This is a genomic window from Brevundimonas sp. EU05-FHT14B11, from assembly GCF_058790835.1.
The window spans coordinates 1-25832 of the sequence record NZ_JBYTCY010000001.1; the positions used below are offsets into that span (position 1 = coordinate 1).

The 25832-nt window shown below is 69.8% G+C and carries 26 protein-coding genes and 1 tRNA gene; 17 read left to right on the top strand and 10 right to left on the bottom strand.

Annotation, left to right across the window (positions count from 1 at the left end):
- Positions 1-401: 401 nt before the first annotated feature.
- Entirely contained in the window at positions 402-623 is a 222-nt protein-coding gene (locus tag AC3WRV_RS00005) for a hypothetical protein (protein WP_492311685.1), read from the bottom strand.
- Positions 624-663: 40 nt separating this feature from the next.
- Here AC3WRV_RS00005 and argB point away from each other — a divergent pair, with 40 nt between their 5' ends.
- The 4 genes from argB to AC3WRV_RS00025 are packed head-to-tail and all read left to right on the top strand — an operon-like array spanning position 664 to position 4396.
- Positions 664-1593 carry an acetylglutamate kinase gene (gene argB, locus AC3WRV_RS00010; protein WP_492311686.1) on the top strand — a complete coding sequence of 310 codons (930 nt, stop codon included), beginning with the start codon at positions 664-666 and terminating at the stop codon, positions 1591-1593.
- A complete protein-coding gene (locus tag AC3WRV_RS00015; protein ID WP_492311687.1) occupies positions 1590-2291 on the top strand; it encodes a pyrimidine 5'-nucleotidase in 702 nt (233 codons plus the stop codon). Before argB ends, AC3WRV_RS00015 begins: the two co-directional genes overlap by 4 nt.
- Positions 2288-3148, top strand: a complete 861-nt coding sequence (gene dapD / locus AC3WRV_RS00020) for a 2,3,4,5-tetrahydropyridine-2,6-dicarboxylate N-succinyltransferase (RefSeq protein ID WP_492311688.1) — start codon at positions 2288-2290, stop codon at positions 3146-3148. The genes AC3WRV_RS00015 and dapD overlap by 4 nt, the downstream gene beginning before the upstream one ends.
- A gap of 45 nt (positions 3149-3193) precedes the next feature.
- Positions 3194-4396 carry a GAF domain-containing sensor histidine kinase gene (locus tag AC3WRV_RS00025; protein WP_492311689.1) on the top strand — a complete coding sequence of 401 codons (1203 nt, stop codon included), beginning with the start codon at positions 3194-3196 and terminating at the stop codon, positions 4394-4396.
- On the opposite strand, the gene AC3WRV_RS00030 is transcribed toward AC3WRV_RS00025, so the two are convergent.
- Positions 4393-5634, bottom strand: a complete 1242-nt coding sequence (locus tag AC3WRV_RS00030; RefSeq protein ID WP_492311690.1) for a PQQ-dependent sugar dehydrogenase — start codon at positions 5632-5634, stop codon at positions 4393-4395. The genes AC3WRV_RS00025 and AC3WRV_RS00030 overlap by 4 nt on opposite strands.
- Positions 5635-5836: 202 nt before the next feature.
- On the opposite strand from AC3WRV_RS00030, the gene AC3WRV_RS00035 reads away from it, so the two are divergent.
- The 3 genes from AC3WRV_RS00035 to AC3WRV_RS00045 all read left to right on the top strand — a co-directional run bounded on the left by AC3WRV_RS00035 (position 5837) and on the right by AC3WRV_RS00045 (position 7973).
- Positions 5837-5913, top strand: a tRNA-Met gene (locus AC3WRV_RS00035).
- Positions 5914-6158: 245 nt separating this feature from the next.
- The gene (locus tag AC3WRV_RS00040) at positions 6159-6620 is read left to right on the top strand and encodes a hypothetical protein (protein WP_492311691.1); all 462 of its coding nucleotides are present in this window, start codon (positions 6159-6161) and stop codon (positions 6618-6620) included.
- A 429-nt stretch (positions 6621-7049) separates the two neighbouring features.
- Entirely contained in the window at positions 7050-7973 is a 924-nt protein-coding gene (locus AC3WRV_RS00045; protein WP_492311692.1) for a hypothetical protein, read from the top strand.
- A gap of 94 nt (positions 7974-8067) precedes the next feature.
- On the opposite strand, the gene AC3WRV_RS00050 is transcribed toward AC3WRV_RS00045, so the two are convergent.
- A complete protein-coding gene (locus AC3WRV_RS00050; RefSeq protein WP_492311693.1) occupies positions 8068-8253 on the bottom strand; it encodes a hypothetical protein in 186 nt (61 codons plus the stop codon).
- Between the two features lie 36 nt (positions 8254-8289).
- The gene (locus tag AC3WRV_RS00055; protein ID WP_492311694.1) at positions 8290-9183 is read right to left on the bottom strand and encodes a LysR family transcriptional regulator; all 894 of its coding nucleotides are present in this window, start codon (positions 9181-9183) and stop codon (positions 8290-8292) included.
- 130 nt (positions 9184-9313) lie between these two features.
- On the opposite strand from AC3WRV_RS00055, the gene AC3WRV_RS00060 reads away from it, so the two are divergent.
- Both AC3WRV_RS00060 and AC3WRV_RS00065 read left to right on the top strand, forming a co-directional pair.
- Positions 9314-10369 (top strand): NAD(P)-dependent alcohol dehydrogenase, encoded by a 1056-nt coding sequence (locus AC3WRV_RS00060; protein ID WP_492311695.1) that lies wholly within the window; start codon positions 9314-9316, stop codon positions 10367-10369.
- Positions 10370-10440: 71 nt separating this feature from the next.
- Positions 10441-10737, top strand: coding sequence for a hypothetical protein (locus tag AC3WRV_RS00065; RefSeq protein WP_291836866.1), 297 nt, complete (start codon positions 10441-10443; stop codon positions 10735-10737).
- A gap of 4 nt (positions 10738-10741) precedes the next feature.
- Here the strand turns inward: AC3WRV_RS00065 and AC3WRV_RS00070 are convergent, their stop codons facing one another.
- Entirely contained in the window at positions 10742-11365 is a 624-nt protein-coding gene (locus AC3WRV_RS00070) for a TlpA family protein disulfide reductase (RefSeq protein ID WP_291836868.1), read from the bottom strand.
- Here AC3WRV_RS00070 and argH point away from each other — a divergent pair.
- From argH to lysA, 3 genes are read left to right on the top strand one after another with little or no spacing between them, the layout of a single operon-like run.
- On the top strand, positions 11364-12791 hold the full coding sequence (gene argH / locus AC3WRV_RS00075) for an argininosuccinate lyase (protein WP_492311696.1): 1428 nt from the start codon (positions 11364-11366) through the stop codon (positions 12789-12791). The two genes, AC3WRV_RS00070 and argH, sit on opposite strands and share 2 nt — an antisense overlap.
- Positions 12792-12799: 8 nt before the next feature.
- Positions 12800-13036 (top strand): hypothetical protein, encoded by a 237-nt coding sequence (locus tag AC3WRV_RS00080; protein ID WP_291835186.1) that lies wholly within the window; start codon positions 12800-12802, stop codon positions 13034-13036.
- An 18-nt stretch (positions 13037-13054) separates the two neighbouring features.
- On the top strand, positions 13055-14344 hold the full coding sequence (gene lysA / locus AC3WRV_RS00085) for a diaminopimelate decarboxylase (RefSeq protein WP_492311697.1): 1290 nt from the start codon (positions 13055-13057) through the stop codon (positions 14342-14344).
- 81 nt (positions 14345-14425) lie between these two features.
- Here the strand turns inward: lysA and AC3WRV_RS00090 are convergent, their stop codons facing one another.
- Complete coding sequence (locus tag AC3WRV_RS00090) at positions 14426-14962, bottom strand: phosphoribosyltransferase (RefSeq protein ID WP_492311698.1); 537 nt, start codon at positions 14960-14962, stop codon at positions 14426-14428.
- Entirely contained in the window at positions 14955-15929 is a 975-nt protein-coding gene (locus tag AC3WRV_RS00095; RefSeq protein ID WP_492311699.1) for an MJ0042-type zinc finger domain-containing protein, read from the bottom strand. The genes AC3WRV_RS00090 and AC3WRV_RS00095 overlap by 8 nt, the downstream gene beginning before the upstream one ends.
- A 67-nt stretch (positions 15930-15996) precedes the next feature.
- On the opposite strand from AC3WRV_RS00095, the gene AC3WRV_RS00100 reads away from it, so the two are divergent.
- From AC3WRV_RS00100 to AC3WRV_RS00115, 4 genes are read left to right on the top strand one after another with little or no spacing between them, the layout of a single operon-like run.
- A complete protein-coding gene (locus tag AC3WRV_RS00100) occupies positions 15997-16707 on the top strand; it encodes a cell division ATP-binding protein FtsE (RefSeq protein ID WP_492311700.1) in 711 nt (236 codons plus the stop codon).
- On the top strand, positions 16704-17585 hold the full coding sequence (locus AC3WRV_RS00105; RefSeq protein WP_492311701.1) for a cell division protein FtsX: 882 nt from the start codon (positions 16704-16706) through the stop codon (positions 17583-17585). Before AC3WRV_RS00100 ends, AC3WRV_RS00105 begins: the two co-directional genes overlap by 4 nt.
- Positions 17586-17594: 9 nt before the next feature.
- Positions 17595-18236 (top strand): YdcF family protein, encoded by a 642-nt coding sequence (locus AC3WRV_RS00110; RefSeq protein WP_492311702.1) that lies wholly within the window; start codon positions 17595-17597, stop codon positions 18234-18236.
- A 2-nt stretch (positions 18237-18238) separates the two neighbouring features.
- Positions 18239-18970, top strand: coding sequence for a lysophospholipid acyltransferase family protein (locus tag AC3WRV_RS00115; RefSeq protein ID WP_291835169.1), 732 nt, complete (start codon positions 18239-18241; stop codon positions 18968-18970).
- Positions 18971-19042: 72 nt separating this feature from the next.
- Here the strand turns inward: AC3WRV_RS00115 and AC3WRV_RS00120 are convergent, their stop codons facing one another.
- Genes AC3WRV_RS00120 through AC3WRV_RS00130 form a run of 3 tightly spaced genes read right to left on the bottom strand, consistent with a single transcriptional unit; the run spans position 19043 to position 22752 of the window.
- Complete coding sequence (locus AC3WRV_RS00120) at positions 19043-19504, bottom strand: hypothetical protein (protein ID WP_492311703.1); 462 nt, start codon at positions 19502-19504, stop codon at positions 19043-19045.
- A 12-nt stretch (positions 19505-19516) separates the two neighbouring features.
- Positions 19517-20248 (bottom strand): ligase-associated DNA damage response endonuclease PdeM, encoded by a 732-nt coding sequence (gene pdeM / locus AC3WRV_RS00125; RefSeq protein ID WP_492311704.1) that lies wholly within the window; start codon positions 20246-20248, stop codon positions 19517-19519.
- Positions 20245-22752, bottom strand: a complete 2508-nt coding sequence (locus tag AC3WRV_RS00130; protein ID WP_492311705.1) for a ligase-associated DNA damage response DEXH box helicase — start codon at positions 22750-22752, stop codon at positions 20245-20247. Before AC3WRV_RS00130 ends, pdeM begins: the two co-directional genes overlap by 4 nt.
- Positions 22753-22909: 157 nt before the next feature.
- On the opposite strand from AC3WRV_RS00130, the gene AC3WRV_RS00135 reads away from it, so the two are divergent.
- The gene (locus tag AC3WRV_RS00135; protein ID WP_492312702.1) at positions 22910-25678 is read left to right on the top strand and encodes an ATP-dependent DNA helicase; all 2769 of its coding nucleotides are present in this window, start codon (positions 22910-22912) and stop codon (positions 25676-25678) included.
- Positions 25679-25832 lie beyond the last annotated feature (154 nt).

Below are 25832 nucleotides of genomic sequence, written 5' to 3' on the forward strand. Positions count from 1 at the left end.
AATTGCGGACCGGCGTTTTGCGACACCAGTTCCAGGTCGTCGATGGTGTGGTACCCGGCGTCGATCGCCCCGTACCAGCCGTTCGGCTCAGCCGCGGCGACACCGGCCGACAGGGCGAGGGCCCCGGCGGCGCTCGACGCCAGAATGAAAGTCTTAACGCGCATTGGTGGATGCCCTCCGCAGCCAGGATGAATTCAGTGCGGTGCAAAAAGGAGCGCCGCTAAGCTTTCATAACAGCCCCATCCGCCAAGGTCGAGACAGTGCGTGACAGAACAATGTTCAGCGTGACCGACAAGTTACAGGGCTGAATGATCTTTCCGCCGGGGGAGGTTGCGAACGATGAACGACCCGACAACAGAACCATCCGTCAGCGGATAATCAGGCCGCGCAGACGGGATATCTCAGCCGCCGCCGGTGCGGCCGGTAGCCTTTCCCGTGCCCTCGCACACCGGACAGGTCTCGCCCGACGCCGTGGCGCCCGCCCCCTGGCACTCCGGACACAGGGTCGCATCCGGGTGCTGCAGCGATGCCGGATCGACCGGACTGGTCGGCGTCAGGTCGCGATCATCGATCTCATGCTCGTTCATAAAGAGCGGAACGGCCCGCGCCGGGTCCGGTTTCATGATGACAGGCCGCGGGCTTGGCTTTAGGGAGCCGCTCACGATGGACGAGACCGAACGGCAATCCGAGGAACGCGGCTGGGCCACAGCGAAGACGCTGGCGGAGGCCCTGCCCTATATCCAGGTCTATGACCGCGAGACCGTAGTCATAAAGTACGGCGGCCACGCCATGGGCGAAACCGCCGTGGCCAAGCAGTTCGCCGCCGACGTGGTCCTGCTCAAGCTGATGGGCGTGAACCCGGTGGTGGTGCACGGCGGCGGTCCGCAGATCAGCGCCATGCTGGACAAGGCCGGGGTGAAGTCGAACTTCGTCGACGGCCTGCGCGTCACCGACGCCGACACCATGGCGGTGGCCGAAATGGTCCTGTCCGGCGCGGTGAACAAGGAAATCGCCCACTGGATCACCATGGCGGGCAAGGAGGCCGACGTGCGCGGCATCGGCCTGTCGGGCAAGGACGCCGGCCTGCTGACCGTCAAGAAGACCTCCCGCAAGAAGCGCGACCCGGACAGCATGATCGAGCATGAGGTCGACCTCGGCTTCGTCGGCGACCCGACCAAGGTCGACGCCAAGCTGATCCGGGGCCTGATCGCCTCGGAAACGGACGACTGGGTGCCCGTCATCGCCCCCATCGGCGTCGCCGAGGACGGCCAGACCTATAATGTGAACGCCGACACCATCGCCGGCGCCATCGCCGGCGAGCTGAAGGCCAAGCGCATGCTGCTGCTGACCGACGTGCCCGGCGTGAAGGGTGCGGACGGCGACATCATCCGCCAGATGACCGTCGGCGAGGCTTCGCGCCTGATCGAGGAAGGCGTCGCCACCGGCGGCATGATCCCCAAGCTGCAGACCGCCATGGCCGCCGTGCGCGCCGGGGTCGAGGCCGTGGTCATCCTGGACGGCCGCCGCCCCCACGCCATGCTGGTCGAGCTGTTCACTGAATACGGCGCCGGCACCCTGGTGAAAGCCGGGTGACCCAAGCCGCGGAGGCCCTGACCGCGGTTCCGAACGCCGACGACTGGTCGGGCGTCGGGAGCTGGATCTTCGACATGGACGACACCCTGTATCCGAAGGAACAGGGGGTGATGGCCCTGGTGCAGGCGCGCATCAACGCCTTCATCATCGACGCCGTCGGCCTGCCCAAGGACGAGGCGCTGGTCCTTCAGAAGTCGTTCCTGCATGAGTACGGCACCAGCCTGGCCGGGCTGATGGCCAACTACGCCGTCGATCCCGAGCATTTCCTGCGCGACGTCCACGACGTGCCGCTGGACTCGCTGGAGCCCAATCCCACGCTGGCCGACATGCTGGACCGGCTGCCCGGACGGAAATTCGTCTTCACCAACGGCGCCCGCTTCCATGCGGACCGGGTGCTGGCGCGGATCGGGATCACCGACCGCTTCGACGGCGTCTTCGCCATCGAGGACATGGACCTGGTGCCCAAGCCCGCGCCCGCGACCTTCCGCCGGCTGTTGGACGCGTTCGACATCGACCCGGCCTCGGCGGTCTTCTTCGAGGACACGCCGCAGAACCTGGCGCCGGGCAAGGCGCTGGGCATGCGCACGGTCCTGATCGGCGACGGCCACGGCCGCCCGCTGGGTCCGCACATCGACCATATCGCGCCCGATCTGCTGAACTTCCTGACCGACCTGTTCCCCGAGGAGACACGCCCGTGACCGACCGCGCCCAACTGGAAGCCGTCATCGAGGCCGCCTGGGACGACCGGGCCGAGGTGTCCGTCAACACCCACGGCGAGGTCCGCCACGCCGTCGAACAGGCCCTGGCCCTGCTGGACTCGGGCGCGGCCCGCGTCGCCTCGCGCGGTGACGACGGCGTCTGGACGACCCATCAGTGGCTGAAGAAGGCGGTGCTGCTGTCCTTCCGGCTCAATCCCAACGTCCGCATGGGCGCGCCGATCGGGGCGACCATGGGCGTCAGCGACCCGACGCCGGGTCCTTACTGGGACAAGGTGCCGGTCAAATGGGCCCACTGGACCGAGGCGCATTTCGAGAAGGCCGGCTTCCGCGCCGTCCCGGGCGCCGTGGCCCGCCAAGGCGCCTATATCGCCAGGAACGTGGTGCTGATGCCGTCGTTCGTGAACATCGGCGCCTATGTGGACGAAGGCTCGATGGTCGACGCCTGGGCCACCGTCGGCTCCTGCGCCCAGATCGGCAAGAACGTGCACCTGTCCGGCGGCGCCGGCATCGGCGGCGTGCTGGAACCCCTGCAGGCCAATCCGACCATCATCGAGGACGGCTGTTTCATCGGCGCCCGCGCCGAGGTGGCCGAGGGCGTGATCGTGCGCGAGGGCGCCGTCCTGGCCATGGGCGTCTATCTGTCCGCCTCGACCAAGATCATCGACCGGGCGACCGGCGAGGTCTTCCGCGGCGAAGTCCCGGCCTATTCGGTCGTGGTGCCGGGCAGCCTGCCCGATCCGAACGGCGGACCGAGCCTGTACTGCGCCGTCATCGTCAAGCGCGTCGACGCCCAGACCCGGGCCAAGACCGGCGTGAACGAGCTGCTGCGCGACTGAAGACCGGATTCGCCAGCCGCGTGGAAGCGCGGCTATAGTCTGGAAATGTCAGCGAAACCCACGTCCGGCGGCGTACAGAACGACCCGCTGCTGGATGAGGCGGCGGCGATCGCGCGCATAGACGCCGTGCCGTCCATCCTCGAGGTCTGCTGCCGTATCACGGGCATGGGCTATGCGGCCGTGGCCCGGGTCACCGAGGATCGCTGGATCGCCTGCGCCGTGCGCGACGAGATCGGCTTCGGCCTGGGCGTGGGCGGCGAGCTGCCCGTGAAAACCACCCTGTGCGACGAGGTCCGCGACAGCCGCGAGGTGATCGTCTTCGACCACGCCGCGGAAAACCCGCTGTACGCCGACCACCACACGCCCCGGACCTACGGCCTGCAAAGCTACATCTCCATGCCGATCATACGGTCGGACGGCAGCTTCTTCGGCACCCTGTGCGCCATCGATCCGAACCCGCACAACGCCTCCAAGCCGGAGACGGTGGAGACCTTCCGCCTGTTCGCCCAGCTGATCTCGGTGCAGATGGACGCCGAGGATCGGCTGGCCCGGTCCGAGGCCGCCCTGCTGGACGAGCGCGACGCCGCCGAACTGCGGGACCAGTTCATCGCCGTGCTGGGCCACGATCTGCGCAATCCGCTGGCCGCCGTCCAGGCGGGAGCGGCGCTGCTGCGCAAGACACCGCTCAGCGATCAGGCCCTGGGCATCGTCGACCAGATGCAGGACAGCGGCCGGCGCATGAGCCGGCTGATCAACGACGTGCTGGACTTCGCCCGCGGCCGCCTGGGCGGCGGCCTGCCGGTGGCGCCGCGACGCCGGGTGCGGATGGAGCCGGTGCTGGAGCAGGTGATCGGCGAACTGCGCTCCGGCCACGCCGCCCGCGTGATCCGGACCGAGCTGACCTTGGACCGGGCCGTGGCCTGCGACCCCGACCGCATCGGTCAGCTGCTGTCCAACCTGCTGGGCAACGCGTTGAGCCACGGCGATCCGTCGGGTCCGGTGTCCGTACGAGCCGATATCGACGATGAAGACTTTGTCCTGTCCGTCGCCAACACCGGGGCGCCCATCCCTGACAGCGCGCGGGCCGAACTGTTCAAGCCGTTCAGCCGGCTGAAGCCCGGCGAGGTGCGCGAGGGCCTGGGCCTGGGCCTCTACATCGCCTCGCAGATCGCGCTGGCGCACGGCGGCCGGATCGACGTGGCCTCGGACGAGACCGAGACCCGCTTCACCTTCCGGATGCCGGCCTAGCGCTTCGACAGCCGGACCAGCTTGCCGTTCGCCTCGTCGGTGACGGCCCAGACGGCGCCGTCCGGCCCGACGGCCACGTCGCGGACCCGCTCGCCCAGGTCGGTCAGCAGATACTCCTCGCCGACCACGCGGTTGTTCCGGAGCACCAGGCGCGAGATGCGCTTCTCCTTCAGGCCCGCGACCAGCAGGTCGCCGCGCCAGCCGGGGAACATGGCGCCCTGGTAGAAGGCCATGCCGCCCGGCGCGATGACCGGGTCCCAGTAGTAGACGGGCTGTTCCAGCCCCTCGCGGGCGGTGACGCCCTCGTTGATCGCCCCGCCCGCATATTCGACGCCATAGGCGATGACCGGCCAGCCGTAGTTGACGCCCGCCCGGTCCAGGTTGATCTCGTCGCCGCCCCGGGTGCCGTGCTCGACCGTCCAGACGTCGCCGTTCGGGGCGATGGCGACGCCCTGCATGTTGCGGTGGCCCAGCGACCAGATTTCCGGCAGGGCGCCCGCGCGGCCCACGAAGGGATTGTCGGACGGCACGGTCCCGTCGGCGTTGATGCGGATGGTCTTGCCCATGTGCGAGCCCAGGTCCTGGGCCTGCGGCCGCATCGGCTTGTCCGAGCGCTCGCCCAGGGTGATGAACAGCTTGCCGTCGGGAGCGAAGGCCAGGGACGAGCCGAAATGCTTGTCGCCGTCATAGGTCGGCGAGGCGTGGAAGATGACCTGAACGTTCTCCACGCGAGCCCCGTCGTCCGACAGGCGGCCGCGCGCCACGGCGGTGGCGTTGCCGCCCTCCCGCGGCTCGGCGTAGCTCCAGTAGATCAGCCGGTCCTGCCCGAAGGTCGGGCCGACGATGACATCCAGCAGACCGCCCTGCCCGCGCGCGTCGACGGCGGGCAGGCCCGCGATGGGTTCGCTCACCTGGCCCTCGGCGGTGACGATGCGCAGGCGGCCGGGCTTCTCGGTCACCAGCCAGCGGCCGTCCGGCAGCAGGGCCAGGCCCCATGGGTGATCCAGTCCGGACGCGACCACGGCATGGGTCAGGGCCGCCTCGGTGCGCACGCCGGGGGCGCGGGTCTGGCCGGGGAAGGCCGGCGACTGGCTGGCCCCGTTCGCGGGGCGGGTCTCCAGCGGGCCGCCGGCCCCTCCACTATTCTGGGCGGCGGCGGGCTCGTCCTGGCCGTTGGCGCCGCAGGCGGCGGCGAGGGTCAGGGCGGAAACGGCGGCGGCGAGGGCGGGCAGGCGCATGGTCAGACTCCCGGGAAATCGGTCGGCGGCGAAACGACGCCGCGACCGTTACCGTTCCCCGCTTCCGGCGTCACGGGGATGCGGCGCATCGCCCCGTTCGAGAGCGACTTGATCCCGCCCCCGCCTGTGTCTATAGGCACGCCTCTTCTCCGGCGGACAAACCAGTTCCCGCCGGGACTCGAGTGACACGATCGTCAATTGGGGCTGGGTAGCTCAGCTGGTTAGAGCGGTGGATTCATAACCCACAGGTCGGCGGTTCGAGCCCGCCTCCAGCCACCACTTTTCCGTTTTAAATCAATAATTTCCATCCCTCGCAAGCGTGACGTGAAGGCCGAGGGATGAGAACAAAACGGGTCATTTCGGGACCCTCTGGGAGGGAAGTCCCGGAATAGTCCCGGCGGATGTTCGCGCGGTGTTCAACTGAGTGCGCCCTGCAAAGCGGGATCTCTCCAGCTGAGAAAGAAGGCTGCCGGGAACCGGCCGCCCGGAGCATCGCTCACGCTTCGTTGGCTGGAGGCATTCTGATGGCGCCGCGATTGAAGGTCTTCACCTGGTCGGACGGTTTTCACGCCCATCCGGTGGCGGTCAGTTCGCGCGCCAAGGCGCTGGCGGCCTGGGGTGTGGAACAGGACCTGTTCAAGTCCGGATATGCGCGCGAGGTAACTTCGGGTCCCGACTATGAGGCCGCAATGACCTCTCCGGGGGAGGTCATACGCCGGGGGGAAGCCATCGATGTCGGGAAAGTCAGCCCCGCTCGCAAACGTCGCAAGCCGACCGGCCCGACGGCGGCCCAGAAGGCGAAGGTTAAGAAGCTGGAGGCTGATCTCGCCGCACTGGACCTGGCTTGGCAGGCGGAGGAGACCAAGCTGGACGAGGCGCGGGAGATGCTGGAGCGAAAAGCCCGGCAAGCGGCCGGCCGACATGATCGTGATCGTGCGGCGCTGCGCCGGAAGCTATCCAGCGCGCGCAACTCGATCGACGGCTGAGCGGGAAACTCGGCGTGTGCGCAGAACTACCGTTCAGGAGACGGGTTCCACACAGCAAAATGGCTGCCTCGCGAACGAAGCCGTTGCCTCATCCGTTGCGATACCAGCAGGCTAGTAGCCAGTCTGGCCCCGGCCGTAGCAGCTCGGGCAGGACACACGCTCATTAGACGGATATGTCCGCGAGCCATTGCAGCTTATGCAGATTTGCCCCGCGTAGTTCCGACCTGACCCACCACAGCCCCCACATGGACGAGGCATTTGCTGAACGATCGATCCCGACCCTGAGCAAGTGGTACACGTGCTTGCCATCTCATCCCCCATTCAAAGCCAGATTACCGGCTCACGCTACGGAACGCCGTTCGCGGAGTCGAGCGCTTTGACTCCCGCCCCGGTTGCTGGCTAGCTGCAACCGTCTCTGGGGAGGGGCTGTTGCAGACGATCCAACTACCTCACGAACTCTATTACCCCGACAGCCACGATGTTTCTCTGAGCGACATCGCCGCGACGCTTATTGCGCACGAAAGGCTCTTGCCGATCGCAATCGACGCTCTCGAGAACCTGATCCCGGGCCTGACGATTGAAGATAGGAAAATACTCCTCGACAGGGTAGAGAAGAGCTCACTGCGGGAAGCGTTCTATGTCGCCCTGTTCGTCGCTTTTCAGAAGGACCTCGAGGTCGAGGTACCAGCGGTGTTTGAGGCTATGACCGGCATTCCAGTCCCAGATCGATACGACACCATCCTGACGGTCCTGTTTATGGTGGCGCTTTACACTGGGGCTACGGCGATGTTCGGAAAGGGCCGCAAAGGCAGCGAGCCAAAAACACCCGTCTCCATCGTCGGCGACCATAACGTCTACATCGACTTGGCGGCGACTCAATTGGGCCGATCGCCGGCCGAGGTAGTCGCGGCGGTCAATAAGGCGATCGGCAACAAACTCGCCTCCGTGCAACGCGCAACGGTGGACGTGTTTCGCCCGGCCAAGCGGAATGGCAACGGCCGAATCCAACCGCGGGGCGTCCCAGAAGTCAGCGCCGAAGCGGTCGCAGATTTTCCGACGGCGATCGCGCTCGCCGAGTTGGAGGACGATATCGTACCGGTCCACTTGGCTAGGTGCGTCCTCCATATTCGAGCAACCGACCGGGACAAATCAGACCGGGGCTGGGCGGCTTGGGCTGAAACGGACGAGCTTAAAACGAAGCGCTTGCCACTCCGGTTGGCGCCTGGGGTAGATCCCGACGCGCTGGCAGAAATGCATGAGCCTCAGGTCGAGGCCATTTTGGAGAGCAAGTTCAAGGACGACGGCACGACTAAGCCAGTCCGTATCCACGTTTTTCGCATCCTCGACGCTTAGCGCGTCCTCCACTCCCAAAGCCGGCCTCCAGCCACCATTTCCCTGTGTCCTCAAAGCCTGCACCGGACAGCGATCCAATGTCCGCCGGCCAGCGTCAGTGAGGCGTAGCCGCCCTTGCCCCCACCCGCCGCCGCAGCATATCCGCCCAGTGATCGGCCAGCACCAGCAGGGCGCGGCGGCGGTCGTCGTCGGGCTCGGCGACGGCGTCGGCGATCAGGGCGGCCATCTCGCGGCGGACTTCGGGGGCGGTCCGGAGATTGTTCATGCCGTTCAGACGCATGAGGCTGCCGCCAAGTTTCAGCCGGATGAAAATAAACTAACCGCGATACCGCAAAGCCTCGACCAGCAGGCTGAAGGCCGGGGTCGGCTGGCGGCGGCTGGGATAATAGAGGTGATACCCCGGGAAGGGTGGACGCCAGTCCTCCAGCACCGGGATCAGGCGGCCCTCGGCGATGGCGGGGGCGGCGACGTCGGCCATCAGGAAGGCCAGGCCCATGCCCGCCTCGGCCGCCTTCTGGACCAGGACCATGTCGTTGAAGATCAGCGGGCCGTCGACGCGGACGTTCAGCTGGCGGCCGTCCTTCTCGAACTCCCAGGCGTAGAGGCCGCCGCGGGTCGGCAGGCGCAGGTTGATGCAGGCGTGGTCGTTGAGGTCGTGCGGCGTCACCGGCTTCGGATGGGCGGCGAACCATGACGGCGCGCCGCAGACCACCATGTTGACGTCCGGGCCGATGGGGACGGCGACCATGTCGCGGGCCACCTGCTCGCCCAGGCGGACCCCGGCGTCGAAGCGGCGCTCGACGATGTCGGCGTAGCCCAGCTCGGTCGTGATCTCGACCTTCACATCCGGATACAGGGGCATGAAGCGCTCCAGCGCGGGCCACAGGATGGTGTGGGCCGCGTGTTCGCCGGTGTTGATGCGGATGGTGCCCGCCGGTTTGTCGCGCAGCTCGCCCAGGGCCTCGATGCGGGTCTCGATGTCGGCGAAGGCGGGGCGCAGGGTCTGCAGCAGGCGCTCGCCCGCCTCGGTCGGCGAGACGCTGCGGGTGGTGCGCGTCAGCAGGCGCAGGCCCAGCCGGGTCTCCAGCCGGCGGACGGTGTGGCTGAGCGCGGACTGGGACGTGCCCAGCCGGGAGGCCGCCTTGGTGAAGCTGCGCTCCTCGGCCACGGCCATGAAGGCGGCCAGGTCGCCCAGTTCGTCCCGCTTCATTGATGAACTCCGTTCATAGGTTCATGCCGATCATAGCGTCTACTCGCCGCCGCCCGCGCGGCCTATCTTGCCGTCATCGACGGAGACGGCGCGCCGCCGGCTCCGTGTCCGCTGCTGAGAGATCGCCCCCATGAAGACCATCGGTTACGCCGCCCAGTCCACGACCTCGCCGCTGGCTCCGTGGGAGTTCGACCGCCGCGAGCTGCGCGGCAACGACGTGCAGATGGAGATCCAGTACTGCGGCGTCTGCCACTCGGACCTGCACCAGGCGCGCAACGACTGGGGCTGGTCGTCCTATCCGGTCGTGCCGGGCCACGAGATCGTCGGCGTCGTCACCGCCGTCGGGCCTGACGTGAAGAAATTCAAGGAAGGCGACCGCGTCGCCGTCGGCTGCATGGTCGACAGCTGCCAGCACTGCGACCAGTGCGACAAGGGCGAGGAGCAGCTCTGCCGCCACGGCAACACCCAGACCTACAACGGCAAGGACCGGATCACGGGCGAGCCGACCTACGGCGGCTATTCCAAGGCCCTGGTGGTGCGCGAGGAGTTCGTGCTGCGGATGCCGGAAGGCCTCGATCCGGCCGCGGCCGCGCCCCTGCTGTGCGCCGGCATCACGACCTGGTCGCCGCTGAAGACCTGGGGCGTCAAGGAAGGCAGCCGCGTCGGCGTCATCGGCCTGGGCGGCCTCGGCCACATGGCGGTTAAGCTGGCCGTGGGCCTGGGCGCCCATGTCGTCGTGCTGAGCCGCTCGGCCGACAAGGAGGCCGACGCCAAGGAACTGGGGGCGCACGAACTGCTGGTGTCGAGCGACGCCAAGGCGATGAGGGCGGCGGCGAACAGCCTGGACCTGATCATCGACACCGTGCCGGTCAAGCACGACCTCAACCCCTATATGCCGCTGCTCGACATCGACGGGACCCTGGTCATCGTCGGCCAGCTGGGCCCGATGGAGGAGATGTCGACCCTGCCGCTGCTGCTGGCGCGCCGCCGGGTCTCCGGCTCGCCCATCGGCGGCATCCGCGAGACGCAGGAGATGCTCGATTTCTGCGCCGAGAAGAACATCCTGCCCGACGTCGAGATGATCCGGATGGACGAGATCAACCACGCCTTCGACCGAATGGAGAAGTCCGACGTCCGCTACCGCTTCGTCATCGACATGGCGTCGCTGGACGTTCCGGCCGCCTGATAGCCACATCGGCAACCGGTCGGGGCGGCGCGGCGTTAACCGCTCAGGTTCAACGCTGGAGGACACATCCCATGCGCATCCGTATCGCCGCCCTGACCGCCGTCGCCGCCCTGTCGCTGGGCGCCGCGGCCTGCACCCAGGCGGAGCAGGACGACGCCCAGGCCGATGCCAACGAAGCCGCCGCCGATACCGGCCAGGCGGCGCAGGAAGCCGGATCGGCGCTCAAGGAAGAAGCCGCGCAGGTCGGCTCGGCCATCTCGGCCGGGGCGCAGGAGGCGGCTCAGGAAGTGGACGAGGCCACCGACAAGCTGGCGGAAAAGGCGGACGACCAGAAGGCCGAGACGGCCCGCGACAACCGCGGCAACTGACGCCTCAGGCCGGCTCCGCCAGCAGGGCGTCGATCAGCGCCTTGGCTTCGGGGCTGGCCCAGTCGGCCTCGCCCGAGAAATAGGCCCGGATCTTCCCCTGGCGATCCAGCAGGACGGTCTGGGGCATCTTGCCCTTGCCCGGCAGTTCGAAGGGCAGCTGGAATTTCGGATCGCTGTACATCGGCAGGGGCTCGTGCACGTCGATGAAGCTCCTGGCGTCGGCGATGGCGTCCGGCGTGGCGTCGACGTTGATCGGCAGGACGACCACGTCCTTGCCGACGTAGCTTTCGGCCAGCCGGGCCAGGGTCGGCATCTCCGTGCGGCAGGGCGCGCACCACATGGCCCACAGGTTCACCACCACGACCTTGCCGCGGAAGTCGGACAGGCGCGTATCGGCGCCCTCACGGGTCTTGAACACATAGACCGGAGCGTCTTCGAGCGCCGCCGGGGTCTCCAGCCGGGCGATGGAGCCCGTCGCGAAACGGGCCAGTTCGCTTTTCGCGGCGGGTTCGGGCGTTGCGGCTTTGTCGATCAGGCCGGGTTTGGCGTATAGCAGCGCCGCGCCGCCGATCACGCCGATCAGCAGCACGCCCGCAATCGCGCCGATTATCGCCTTCGAGATCTTCATGCCCGACCAGACGCCCTCCGATCCCGCGACCAAAGCCCCTCAGGGCGCGAAAGGTCAAGACATGTGGGGCGGCCGCTTCTCGGCGAAACCCGCCGAAATCATGCAGGCGATCAACGTCTCAATCGGCGTGGACCAGCGTTTGTGGGCCCAGGACCTGGCCGGGTCGCGCGCACATTGCCGCATGCTGGCGGCGCAGGGGATCATTCAGCAGGCGGACGCCGACGCCATCCTGGGCGGGCTGGACGCCATCGAGAGCGAGATCCGAGACGGCAGCTTCCCGTTCCGCGACCAGTTCGAGGACATCCACATGAATGTGGAGGCCCGGCTGGCCGAGCTGATCGGCGAACCCTCGGGCCGGCTGCACACCGCGCGCAGCCGCAACGACCAGGTGGCGACGGACTTCCGCCTGTGGGTGCGCGACGCCTGCGACCGGCAGGTGGTGCAGCTGAAGGGCCTGCAGAAGGCCCTGCTGGCCCGGGCCGAACAGCACGCCGGCGACCTGATGCCCGGCTTCACCCATCTGCAGACCGCCCAGCCGGTGACCCTGGGCCATCACCTGATGGCCTATGTCGAGATGTTCGGGCGGGACGCCTGGCGCTTCGCCGACGCCCGCGCGCGCATGAACGAGAACCCGCTGGGCGCCGCGGCCCTGGCCGGATCGCCCTTCCCCATCGACCGGCACATGACGGCCTCAACGCTGGGCTTCGACCGGCCCATGGCCAATTCGCTGGACGCCGTGTCGGACCGCGACTTCGCGCTGGAAAGCCTGGCAGCCGCCTCGATCACCGCCGGACACCTGTCGCGGCTGGCCGAGGAGATCGTGATCTGGATGACGCCGATGTTCGGTTTCGCCAGCCTGCCCGACGACCTGACCACCGGCTCGTCGATCATGCCGCAGAAGCGTAATCCGGACGCCGCCGAACTGGTGCGCGCCAAGACGGGGCGGATCATCGGCTCGTTCGTGGCCCTGTCGACGGTGATGAAGGGCCTGCCGCTGGCCTATTCGAAGGACATGCAGGAGGACAAGCCGCCGGTGTTCGAGGCCTTCGACGCCCTGGACCTGGCGCTGGGCGCCATGACGGCCATGGTCGCGGCCCTGATTCCGAACACGGAGCGGATGGCCGCGGCGGCCGGCGCCGGCTTCTCGACCGCGACCGACCTGGCCGACTGGCTGGTGCGCGAGCTGAACCTGCCGTTCCGCCAGGCGCACCACGTCACCGGCGCGGCGGTGAAGCGGGCCGAGGCCCTGGGCGTGGGCCTGTCGCAACTGCCGCTGGAAGAATTGCAGAAGCTGCATCCCGGCGTGACGGAAGGGGTGTACAAGGTGCTCTCGCCTGAGGCCTCCTGCGCCAGCCGCCAAAGCTTCGGGGGAACCGCGCCGGATCAGGTCCGGACGCGGGTCGCCGAATGGAAGATGCGTCTCTAGGGGATTTCATGAAAAAGCTGGTTCTCGCGGGCGTCGCCGCCCTGATCGCGGTCTCCGCCTCGGCCTGCGGCCGCATGGCCGATCTGGACGCCCCGCCCGCCAAGAAGACCGAGCGTAGCGAACGCAGCGGCCGCGCGCCCGGCCTGCCGGAGCCCGCCACGGTCAACCGCCCGAACCGCGAGCTGCCGATCGACGGCGGTCCCGGCTCGACCCCCTTCGACGGCGCCGGCAACAGCCCGCGCTGATCCTCCCCGGATAGCGAATTGAACCATTTCGACCTGATCGACGGCGCGCTGCACGCCGAAGGCGCGCCCCTGTCCGAGATCGCCGAAGCCGTCGGCACCCCGGTCTATGTCTATTCGACCGCCACCCTGACCCGGCACTACAATCTGCTGCGCCAGGCGGTGGACGCGCATCGCGATGCGCTGGGCGGTTCCAGCAAGGATGGGGCCCTGATCGCCTTCGCGGTGAAGGCCAATTCCAACCTGTCGGTGCTGGCGACGCTGGCGAAGCTGGGCTGCGGCGCGGACACGGTGTCGGAGGGCGAGATCCGCCGCGCGCTGGCGGCGGGCATTCCGGCGGACCGGATCATCTTCTCGGGCGTGGGCAAGACCGACGCCGAACTGGCCTTCGCCATCGAGACCGGCGTGCGCCAGATCAATGTCGAGAGCGGCGCCGAGCTGGACCGGCTGATCGCAGTCGCGGCGGCGAAGGACGCCGCGCCCGCCATCGCCGTGCGGGTCAATCCGAACATCGGCGCGGGCGGCCACGCCAAGATCACCACCGGCGGGGCGACGGACAAGTTCGGCGTGCCGGTCGAGGAGGCCATCGCCCTCTATGTCCGCGCCACCGCCTCGGCCCATGTGACGCCGGTCGGCCTGGCCTGCCATATCGGCAGCCAGATCACCGACCTGGCCCCGATGGAGGCGGCCTTCCGCACCATCCGCGGCGTGGTGGAGACGCTGCGCGCCCGGGGCTGCGCCGTGACGCGGCTGGACCTCGGCGGCGGGCTGGGCGTGCCCTATCACGGTCAGACGGACCTGCCGTCCATCGCCGACTATGCGGCCATGTGCGCCCGCGTGCTGGACGGGCTGGAGGTCGAGGCGGCCTTCGAGCCCGGTCGCCTGCTGGCCGCCAACGCGGGCGTGCTGGTCAGCCGGGTGATCCAGGTCAATGAGCGCGCGGATGGGCGCCGTTTCCTGGTGCTGGACGCCGGGATGAACGACCTGATGCGGCCCGCATTGTACGACGCCTTCCACGATCTGGTGCCGGTCCAGCCGCGCCAGGGCGAGGCGGGGCTTTATGACCTCGTGGGACCGATCTGCGAGTCGACGGACATCTTCGCACGCGACCGGATGCTGGCGCCGCTGCAGGCGGGGGACCTGGTCGCCTTCCTCAGCGCCGGCGCCTACGGGGCGGTGCTGTCGAGCGAATACAACTCGCGGCCGCTGGTGGCGGAGGTGCTGGTGGACGGCGAGCGCTGGGCAGTCGTAAGGCCGCGTCCGAGCTACGACGAAATGTGGGCGCGCGAGCCGAAGGCGGAATGGCTTTGAAGAGGGCAGTAGGTAGGTAGGCATAGGCAGTAGGGACTTCGAGCCCAGACCTGATACCCCCGTCCTACTGCCTACCTGCCTTCAATCCAGCGCACACACGTCCGGCAGCCCGCGCAGTGCGCCCGCGTGGTCCAGCCCATACCCGACCAGGAACCGGTTCGGCGCCTCCCAGCCGACGAAGTCGGGCTCGGGCGCGCGGGGCAGAGGCCAGGGCTTCTTGGCGAAGACGACCGTCAGGACCTCCGACGCCCCCTTCGCCTTCGCGATGCGAACCGCCTCGGCCAGAGACAGGCCCGTGTCGAAGACGTCGTCGACGATGAGGACGCGGCGGCCCTCGATGGAACGCTGGAAGTCGGCATAGACGTCGATCCGACCCCGGCTGGACTGCTCATCGCCGTAGGAGGCCAGCCACAGGGCGTCGAAGCGGACGTTGCGACCCAGCCGCGACAGGGCGCGGGTCAGGTCGGCGGCGAACCACAGCCCGCCGGTCAGCAGGACGGCGGCGACGGTCTCGTCGTCGATGACGGGGGCGATCTGCGTAGCGAGGTCGGCGACGATGCGCTGCACCTCCGCCTCGGGGAGCAGCACGGTGGGCGTCGTCGGTGTGGTGTCAGCCATGTCCCGCCGATACCGCCCTCGGGGCGTGCGAGTCGAGAGGGGGCGCGCCGTCTTCCATCGCCAGCGGCACGGCGTCGACCGGACGCATGTCCAGCGGGACCGTCGCCCCGGGCGTCAGGGCCGGACGCAGGCCGACATCGGCGGAGACCGGAATCGTGTGCGCCGCCGGACCGTGCGCGGACGCGGGCGCGGCGGGAGGGGGCGGCCGGAGAGGCGGATGGGCGGGCGCGGGCGCCGCCTCCACATGGGCCGGGGCGGCCCTGGGCGCGGGCTCCAGCACGAAGTCGACGTCGATGCCCTGGCCGCGCGCGCCGGGGTCGGGAATGACGGCGGCGAAGCCCTGCACCTTGCCGGGCAGGACCGGGGCGGCGTCGATATCGACGATGGCGTAGCCGATCTCCGCGCCGTGAGCGTCCAGCAGGGCGACGCGGACCGGCGGGGCGATCCGCTCGTTGTCCCGCACGTTCCGCAGGGCGCCGGAGACCAGGACCTTGCCCGGATCATTGGGCAGGGGGCGGGCCGTGACGGCTTCGAAGTCCAGCCCGGTGGGGTTCACGGTCAGGCCGACGGCGGCGTAGGCCGCCGCGGTGCGCGGAGCCATCTCGACCACATCGACCCGGAACAGCCAGGCGGCGCCCAGCAGGGCGGCGAAACCGGAGGCCACGCCCGCCCAGACCACCCCGTGGGTGGCGGCGCGGCGCAGGCGGCGCTGCTGCTCGGCGCGGGCGCGGAAGGCCTTGGGCAGTTCGGGGGCCGGGGTCTCGGCCAGTGATTCGGCGGTGGAGTCGTCGTGGCGGGCGAAGCTGGACGGCTCCTCAGGCATGGCCGCGGACAGTTCCAGGGGCTCGTCCAGGGTGGCGCGCCAGGTGTGTTTGCAGGTCTTGCAGCGCACGGTGCGGCCGTTCGCCCCGATCGCATCGTCCGGGGTGAAATAGCTGGTGGCGCAGGACGGGCAGGTCAGTATCATGTGCGCCGACTGCGAGGCTCTTCGCCCCCTCCCGTCGCGGCCCAGCCGCGTCCCGATCCAGAATTCGATGTCCGTCCAGCCCCGTCGCGCCGCCGATGCCGCCTCGTCGCCCGCCACCGTCCGCCTTCGCGGGGTGGGTTTCGGCTACGTGGAGACGCCCGGCGTGCTGCGGGACGTTAACCTGACTTTGCCTGCCGGCTCTTTCCACTTCCTTACCGGGCCGTCGGGCGCGGGAAAGACGACGCTGTTGAAGCTGCTGACGCTGGCCGAACAGCCACAGTCCGGGTCGCTGGAGCTGTTCGGCGAGGAGGCGGGGACGGCGCGGCGCGCGGACCTGCCCGCCTTCCGTCGCCGGATGGGCGTGATCTTCCAGGACTTCCGTCTGCTGGACCACCTCAGCGCCTGGGAGAATGTGGCCCTGCCGCTGCGGCTGGCGGGGGCGAAGACCGCCGACTACGCCGACAATGTCCACGAGATGCTGGAATGGGTCGGGCTGGGCGAGAAGCTGGACGCGCGGCCCCCGGCCCTGTCGGGCGGGGAGAAGCAGCGCCTGGCCATCGCCCGCGCCGTGGTGACGGGGCCGGAATTGATCGTGGCCGACGAGCCGACCGGCAATGTCGACGCCGTCATGGCCGGGCGGCTGCTGAAGCTGTTCCAGTCTATGAACCGGCTGGGGACCACCGTCCTGATCGCCAGCCATGACGCCGATCTGGCCGCGCGGTCCGGGGCGACGGTGTTGACGCTGGACAGCGGTCGGCTGACCGGAGGCGCCGCATGATCGACCGTTGGTTCCCCCGACGCACGCCCATCCTGCCCCGCGACACGGGCGGAGAGCCCTGGCTGGCCGCGGTGATCGCCGTGCTGTGCTTCCTGGCCTGCCTGTCCGCCGTGGGGGCCCTGGCCGCGGATCGGGCGGCGCACGGCTGGGCCCGGGCTCTGCGGGCCGAGGCGACGGTGCAGGTGCGCCCGCGCGTGGGCGAGACCGGCGACGCCGCCGCCGCCCGCGCCGCCGAGACCCTGGCGGGGGTCACGGGCGTCGAGGAGGCCGAGGCCATGGACCGCAAGACCGCCGAGGCCCTGCTGCGGCCCTGGATCGGCGACGCCGTCCTGCCCGACCTGCCCCTGCCCTATCTGGTCACCGTCCGGCTGGACCGCGACGCTCCGGCCAGCGCCGTCAGCCTGAGCCGCGCCCTGGCCCAGGCGGGGGTGGACGCCACGGTCGACGATCACAGCCTGTGGCGCGGCGAGGCGGAGCGGTCGGCGGGCCTGATCACGGTTCTGGCGGCCCTGGCCTTCCTGCTGACGGCGGGCGCGGCGGGCGCGGCGGTGGCCTATGCGACCCGCGCCGGGATGGCGGCCCAGGCGGCGGTGATCGAGACCCTGAGCCTGAACGGCGCCTCGGACGAACGCATCGCGGGACTGTACCAGCGCCGCTACGGCCTGCTGGCGGCGGGCGCGGGCGCGGCGGGCGCGCTGGCGGCCATGGGAGCGGCCTCGGCCCTGCGGCTGCTGGGCGGCAGCGAGGGCCTGTCGCCCGCCCTGCCGGTAGCCTGGACCGACGTGCTGATCCTCTCGCCATGTCCCCTGTTGGCGGCTACGGTGGCGCTTGTCGCGGCGCGCTTCACCGCGCTGGCGCGACTGCGGCTCCGCGAGTAGGCTAAGGGCATGAAGTTTCTGACTTTCATCGCCATTCTGGCGTTGATCTGGCTGATCGGCCTGTTCGTGTTCGCCGAACGCGTGCGCGGCTATACGCCCGCGCCCGAGCCCGAGCGCGCCGACGCCATCGTGGCCCTGACCGGCCCGTCGGCCGAACGGGTCAACGCCGCCATTCGCCTGCTGGAGCAGGACAAGGGCCGCCGGGTCCTGATCTCGGGCGTCAACCGCGAGGTCCGCCGCCAGGAACTGCGCGCCCTGACCCCGGGTTCGAACCGCCTGTTCAACTGCTGCGTCGATCTGGGCTTCGAGGCGGAGGACACCGTCGGCAACGCCCAGGAGATCGCCGCCTGGGCCGACGCCAAGGGCTATGACAGCCTGATCGTGGTGACCTCGGACTACCACATGGCCCGCGCCCTGACCGAGATCCGAGCCGCCGCCCCGGGGGTCCAGTTGACCGCCTATGCGGTCGAGACGCCGTCGCTGGACAATTCGCGCTGGTGGCGGGCGGCGGTGACCGCCCGGCGCATGACGCTGGAATATATGAAATACCTCGCCGCCCTGGGCCGCGTCGCCGTGGGCAAGATCACCGGCGAAGGCCGCCCGGCCGCCGACGCATCGACCGAGGCCGCGCCGCAAGAAAAGGCCGCCTGATCGTGACCACCCTGCGTTCGCTCGTCTTCGTCGTCTGGCTGTATCTGTCGATGGCCCTGTTCGCCGTCGGCCTGTCGCCGATGCTTCTGCTGCCCTACCGCCCGGCCATGTGGGTGATCCGGGGGTGGTCGAAATTCGTCCTGTTCGGCCTGCGCTGGATCGCCGGGGTGAAGGTGGAGTTCCACGGACTGGAGCACCGCCCGGCCGGCGCCGCCCTGCTGGCCGGCAAGCACCAGAGCATGCTCGACGTCATCGCCCCGTTCGCGGTCCTGCCGGACAACTGCTTCATCATGAAGAAGGAGCTGATGCCCCTGCCCTTCTTCGGCTGGTTCGCATGGAAGACGAAGATGATCGCCGTCGACCGTTCGGCCCACGCCAAGGCGCTGAAGGACATGGTGAAACAGGCCCGCGCCCGCTTCGCCGAGGGCCGCCAGATCCTGATCTTCCCGGAGGGCACCCGCGCCGAGGTCGGCGCCGCTCCCGACTACAAGCCCGGCATCGCGGCCCTGTACCGCGACCTGGACGCGCCCTGCACGCCCATCGCCACCAACTCCGGCGTCCACTGGCCCGCCCACGGCTTCCGCCGCTATCCGGGCGTGGTGATCTACGAGTTCCTGCCCGTCATCCCTGCCGGCCTGAAGCGGGCCGAGTTCATGGCGCAGCTGGAAGAGCAGATCGAGACGGCCTCCAACGCCCTGCTGCCCGAAGATCGTCCTGCCCGGCTCCCCGCCTGACGGCCTGCCCCACTGCCGGCTACTGTGATCCGCAACAGCGGACCCAGCCGACTCCGCATCGGCGCGGACCTGTCAGGCCATGCCGTTGAAGGCGAGGTGAGTGAAGCGCCGGGCGCCGACATCGAACTCGACCCCAAAGAAGGCGGGGCCGCCGTCGCAGATTCTCACGACCTCGTCAGGCGACGATTCGACCCCGGATCCGGTGGGGAAGAAGCTGCCGTAGACGAAACGGCGGCCGTCCCGGACCAGGCCCACGTACTGCCGGCTCCACCCCTCCGGAGGCTTTCGGTGGCCGAACGCTCCGGTCTCGCTGCGGCCGGCCAGCGCTTCGGGCAAGGCGGCCTCCAGCGCCGCGATGTCCGACCAATCGGGGACCCACGTACCCTCGCCTGGCTCAGGCGCATCACGAGAGCACTGCACGAGCATCTGCTTCGCCGCGCTGCCGGGTAGGATGGCGGCGTCACCTTGCACCTGGACCGCTGTCGGCGTGCAGGCAGTGAGCAGAAGGGCGGCGATCACGGACAGTCTGGTCATGGCCTCAACCTATTAGCGGAGGCTGTCCCACGCCAGCGCATGCACCCTGTCCCGCCCTAGCGCCGCGACCATCGGCGGCTCCCTGAACAGCCCCGCCACCGCCACGTCCCTGACATCCAGACCGCCGGTGAAGGCCCCGAAAGCGGGCATGACGAGCCTTTGCCCATCAGTGACGAAGCAGGGGCGGCGCACGCCCCGGCCATAGGCGGCGACGCGGGCGGCGGGGTGGAGGTGACCGGCGATCTCGCCCGGCTGTTCGCCCGGCTGGGGCTCGTGGATCAGGCGGAGAGCGCCGAGATCCGTCGTGGTCACCACCCGGCCCGGCAGGGCGTCCAGCGCGCCCGCCAGCGCCACCAGATCGTGGTTGCCCTCCAGCCAGATCCAGTCGCGCCCGACGGCCAGCCGGACCAGCCGGTCGCGATCATCCGTAGACAGACGATTGACTGCCTTGGCGTCGTGGAAGCTGTCGCCCAGCAGAACGACGCGGGCCGGATCCAGGGCTTCGATCTCGGACTCCAGCTTGGCCAGGGTGGCGGGGCTGTCGTAGGGCGGCAGCATCTGGCCGCGCACCGCGAACGCCGAGCCCTTCTCGAGGTGGAGGTCGGAGGCGATCAGGGTGCGGTGCTCGACCACCCACAATGCGCCCGAGCAGCGCAGCAGGCAGGCCTCGCCGGCGATGCGCACCTTCAGCCCGCCGCAGGGGTGGCGGAACGGCGACAGGGTTTCGCGCAGGGCGGCGTTCACGCCACGCCCTCCGGCGCGGGGGCCATGACCTCGGCGATCAGGGTCTCCTCGGCGAAATCGAGCCCGCGTTCGGACAGGATGATCTCGGCCGCGCCGCCGCCGACCCGCTCGCGCCCGATCTGGACCAGCACGGGGATGCAGAAGGGCGAGGGCCGATCCAGCCGCTGGTGCGCGATGCGGCCGTGGATGCGGGTCAGGAGCTGGCCCAGCCGCGCCACGTCCAGCAGGCCCGAGGCGGCGTCGGCCCGGGCGGTGCGCAGCAGCAGATGGTCGGGCTGGTGGCGGCGCAGCACGTCGTAGATCAGGTCGGTCGAGAAGGTCACCTGCCGGCCGGTCTTCTCGGCCCCCGGCTGGCGCCGCTCGATCAGGCCCGAGATGAGGGCGCAGTTGCGGAAGCTGCGCTTCATCATGAAGCTTTCCTCCAGCCAGGCCTCCAGATCGTCGCCCAGCATGTCGGGCTCGAACAGGGCGTCGAAATCGAGCGCGTCCATCGGCCGGATCGACCAGATGGCCAGCGAATAGTCCGTGACCACGAAGCCCAGCGGCCCCACGTCCAGCCGGTCCAGCCGCTTGGTCAGCAGCATGGCCAGGGTCGTGTGCGCCAGCCGTCCCTCGAATGGATAGGCGATCAGGAAATGGCGATTGCCGCGCGGGAAGGTCTCGATCAGCAGTTCGCCCGCCTTGGGAATGCGCGAATGGACCGCCTGCAGCTCCAGCCATTCCTGCACGTCCGGCGGCAGGACGCGCCAGTGGTCGCGGTCCTGCACCATGTCGCGCACCCGCTCGGCCAGGGAGGTGCCCAGCGGGAATTTGGAGCCGCCGTAGGACGGGATCTTCGGGTCCTTGTCGACGGCGGAGGTGACCAGGGCGTCCGTCCCGGCGATGCCCTGGAAGGCCCAGACCTGACCGGCGAACAGGAAGGTGTCGCCGGGCGACATCTGCTCGAAATACCACTCCTCCGCCTCGCCGATCTTGCGGCCGCCCATCAGCTGCCTGCCCCGCCGGCTGGCGACGCGGATGTTCAGGTTGGCGGCCGAGACGATGGCCCCGACGTTCATGCGGTGGTTCTGGGCCAGCGCGGCGTTGCGCACCGTCCACTTTCCCTCGTGGGTGCGGACGATGCGGGCGAACCGGTCATAGGTGCGCAGCGCGTATCCGCCGGTGGCGACCAGATCGACCACCTCCTCGAACTGCGCATAGGTCAGGCCGCGATAGGGGCCGCAGGCGGAAACCTCCGCATACAGATCATCCATGACAAAGGGTTCTGAACAGGCGCAGCCCATGATGTGCTGGGCCAGGGTGTCGAGGGTGCCGGTATGCACCGGCTCCCAGTCGAAGGCGTTCTCGGCCACCGCCTCGCGCGCGGCCTGGCATTCCAGCATCTCGAACCGGCTGGCGGGGACCATCAGGGCGCGGCTGGGCTCGTCCAGCCGGTGGTTGGCCCGGCCGATGCGCTGCACCAGCCGGCTGGCCCCCTTGGGCGCGGCCAGCTGGATGACCAGGTCCACGTCGCCCCAGTCGATCCCCAGGTCCAGCGTCGAGGTGCAGACCACGGCCCTCAGGTCGCCCCGCGCCATGGCCGCCTCGACCTTGCGCCTCTGTTCCGCCGCCAGCGAGCCGTGGTGCAGGGCGATGGGCAGGCTGTCCTCGTTGATGGCCCACAACTGCTGGAACACGAACTCGGCCTGCCAGCGGGTGTTGACGAAGATCAGGGTCATCCCCGCCCGTCGCAGGGCGTCATAGACCTCGGGCATCGCATGGACCCCGGTATGTCCGGCCCACGGCACATGACCCTCGGAGATCAGCACGTCGATCACCGGCGGCGCGCCGGGATCGCCGCGGACGATGGTCACGGGGGCTTCGGAGGAGGGCTTGAGCCAGCCCGCGATCATCTCCGGATCATCCACCGTCGCCGAGAGGGCCACCCGCCGCATCTCCGGCGCGAACTTCTGCAGCCGGCCCAGCCCCAGCGACAGCAGGTCCCCGCGCTTGCCGCTCCAGATCGCGTGCACCTCGTCCAGCACCACGCATTTCAGGTCGGCGAAATAGCTGCGCGCGCCGTCCCAGGCGCAGAACAGGGCAAGCTGCTCGGGCGTGGTCAGCAGGATGTCGGGCGGGAAGTCGCGCTGGCGCTGGCGCTTGCTCTGTTTGGTGTCGCCGGTGCGGCTCTCGACGTGGATGTTCAGCCCGATCTCGCGGATGGGCGTCATCAGGTTGCGCTCGACGTCGGTGGTCAGGGCCTTCAGCGGCGACAGGTACAGGGTGTGCACCCCGCTGCCCGGCCCGGTCGCCGGCCTCGGCCCACGCTCGGCCAGGTCGATCAGGGACGGCAGGAAGCCCGCCAGCGTCTTGCCGCCGCCGGTCGGGGCGACCAGCAGGGCGTGCGACCCGGCCTGCGCCGCCGCGATCATCTCCAGCTGATGCCGACGCGGCGCCCAGCCGCGCGATGCGAACCAGTCGGCGAAAAGCGGCGGAAGCGTTGCAGGAACGGCGGCGGACGTCACGGAGGGGATATAGCATGTTCCCGTTCCGTTTCATCTGCTTGTCGACTATCTAGGGACGGTGTCCACCGACTCCCTCACCTCCTCCAGCGCCCTGACCGGCGACGAGCCCTGGCTGGCCCTGCCCGCCGCCCTGGCCGTGCCGCCGGGGGCGGGGGCGATGTGCGACGACGAGGGCGCGCGCAAGATCGGGCGCGGCGCGGCCGAGGGGGTCTTCACCACCGGCCCCGTGATGGTCGCCCACGCCAGCCTGACAGGGCGGCGGCTGGGCCTCGCGCCGCCGTCGCGGTCGGAAGACCTGCTGGACGTGCTGGAGCTCTTCGCCTTCGTGCGGCCGGCGCGGTTCTGCGCCCCGTCGCCGAGCGGACTGGCCCTGGCCATGGGACAGAGCGAGCCCAAGGGGGCGGAGGCCCAGGCCATGGCCCTGCGCGAGGCGGCGCTGGGCCTGCTGAAGGAGCTGGCCGATCCGGCCTATCCGCACCGCGAGGACGCCTTCACCCTGAACGAGACCCTGGCCCGGGCGGGCTGGAGCTGGTCCTGGCGGGTGGCGGGAGCCCTGCAGCACCAGCCGCTGCGCGCGCGCCAGTATCGCGGCAGCGGCCTCGATGTCTGGTCCCGGCTGGCCGAGTGGGAGGACGAGGCGCCGCGCGGCGAGGCCGGCTCGGCCCCGGTCGATTCCGAGAGCGCCCGCATCCGTCTGGAGAAGCTGCTGCAGGCCTCGGGCCTGGACGAGACCCGGCCGACCCAGTCCGACTACGCCGCCGAGGCCGCCTACGCCTTCTCGCCGCGCAACGAGGAGGGCCGGCCGCGCGTGCTGCTGGCCGAGGCCGGCACCGGCACCGGAAAGACCCTGGGCTATCTGGCCCCGGCCTCGCTGTGGGCCGAGCGCAATCAGGGCGCGGCCTGGGTCTCGACCTACACCCGCGCCCTGCAGCGCCAGATCGACCGCGAGAGCGCCGCCCTGTGGCCCGACCCGGCCGAACGCAAGCGGAAGGCCGTCGTCCGTAAGGGGCGCGAGAACTACCTCTGCCTGCTGAACCTGCAGGACATGGTGCAGGCGGCCCAGCTGGGGAACGGCGACCTGATCGGCATGGCGCTGGCCGGACGCTGGGCCCTGCATACGCGCGACGGCGACATGACCGGCGGCGACTATCCCGGCTGGCTGCCCGGCCTGTTCGCCACCCCCGCCGGCCAGCAGGCCAGCGCGGCCAATCTGGTCGACCGGCGCGGCGAGTGCGTGCACGCCGCCTGCCCCCACTACCGCACCTGTTTCGTCGAGAAGACCATCCGGGCCAGCCGCCGGGCCGACCTGGTCGTCGCCAACCACGCCCTGGTCATGACCCAGGCCGCCTTCGACGGCGCACGCTCGGCGCGGGGGCTGAAGCAGGACGGCGAGACGGCGGCGCTGAAGCGCATCGTCTTCGACGAGGGTCACCACCTGTTCGACGCCGCCGACAGCGCCTTCTCGGCCTGTCTGTCCGGGCAGGAGGCGGCCGAGCTGCGCCGCTGGATCCGGGGACCGGAGGGACGCGGGCGGCGCGGACGCGGGCTGGAGCAGCGGCTGGGCGACCTGTGCGCGGACAATGACGCGGCGCAGAAGGCGCTTCAGGACGCCATCCACGCCTCGGCCCAGTTGCCGGGCGAGGGCGCCTCGGGACGGATCGCCCCGGCCTCGGGCGAGGTCAATCCGATCGGGCCGATCGAGCGGTTCCTGGTCGCCGCGCTTGAACAACTCCGCGCACGGACGAACGAGAATGGCGGGCCGGGCGGCATCGAGTTCGGCATGGAATGCTCCCTGCGCCCCGTGACCGATCCGGTGCTGGACGCGGCGCGCGAGGCGGCCAAGACCCTGGCGGCGGTCGAGGCGCCCCTGCTGGCCCTGTCGCGGCACCTGGAGGACATCCTCGACGACGAGTCGGTCGAACTGGACGGCTCGTCCCGGGCCCGTATCGAAGGCGCGCTGCGCGGGCTCGACCGGCGCGCGCGCATGACCCTGCCCGGCTGGCGCTCCATGCTGGCGGCGCTGGACAACGACACCGGCGAGGCGGACCCCGACTTCGTCGACTGGCTGTCGGCCGAGGCCGCCTTCGGCCGCATCCACGACGTGGCCCTGCGCCGCCACTGGATTGACCCCACCGTGCCGCTGGAGGCCGCCGTGGTCATGCCTTCGCACGGGGTGCTGATCACCAGCGCCACCCTGTCCGATCCGATGTCGGAGGACCCGTTCGACCTGGCCCGGATGCGCAGCGGCGCGGCGCGGCTGATCGAACCGGCGCGGACGCTGAAGGTCGAAAGCCCGTTCGACTACGCCGAGAACAGCCGGGTCATCGTCGTCAACGACCTGATCAAGGATGACACGCGCCAGACGGCGGCGGCGATGCGCGAACTGTTCCTGGCGGCGGGCGGCGGCGGCGTGGGCCTGTTCACCGCCATCCGGCGGCTGAAGGCGGTCTATGAGCGGCTGGGACCGGACCTCGCGAAAGCGGGCATCCCCCTGTACGCCCAGCACGTCGATCCGCTGGAGGTCGGCGCGCTGGTCGATGTGTTCCGGGCCGAGCAGGACAGCTGCCTGCTGGGCACCGACGCGGTGCGGGACGGGGTGGACGTGCCCGGGCGGTCCCTGCGCATCCTCGCCTTCGACCGGGTCCCGTGGCCGCGCCCCGACCTGCTGCACAAGGCCCGGCGCGAACGGTTCGGCGGCAGCTCCGCGCAGGGGCGCGCCTATGACGACGCCCTGGCCCGCGCCCGCATGGCCCAGGCCTTCGGGCGGCTGATCCGCCGGGCCGATGACAAGGGCGTCTTCGTCATGCTGGACGCCGCCTGTCCCACCCGCCTGTTCGCCAGCCTGCCGCCGGGAACCGAGGTGCTGCGCATGGGGCTGGCGGAAGCGGTCGAACTGGTCGGCGGCTTCCTCAAGCCGTCGTCTTGAAACCGCCGCCGGCCCCGTCCACATGCCCGACGGGGCCCGCGCGGCGCGGCCTGCGAATTGCACTCTTCGCACCCGCTTTTTCATCGTATGGGCGCCGGGAGCGGCTTCGTACGTTCCGTCCTGTTCGCACTCTTCGCACTGTGTTTTTCGGATC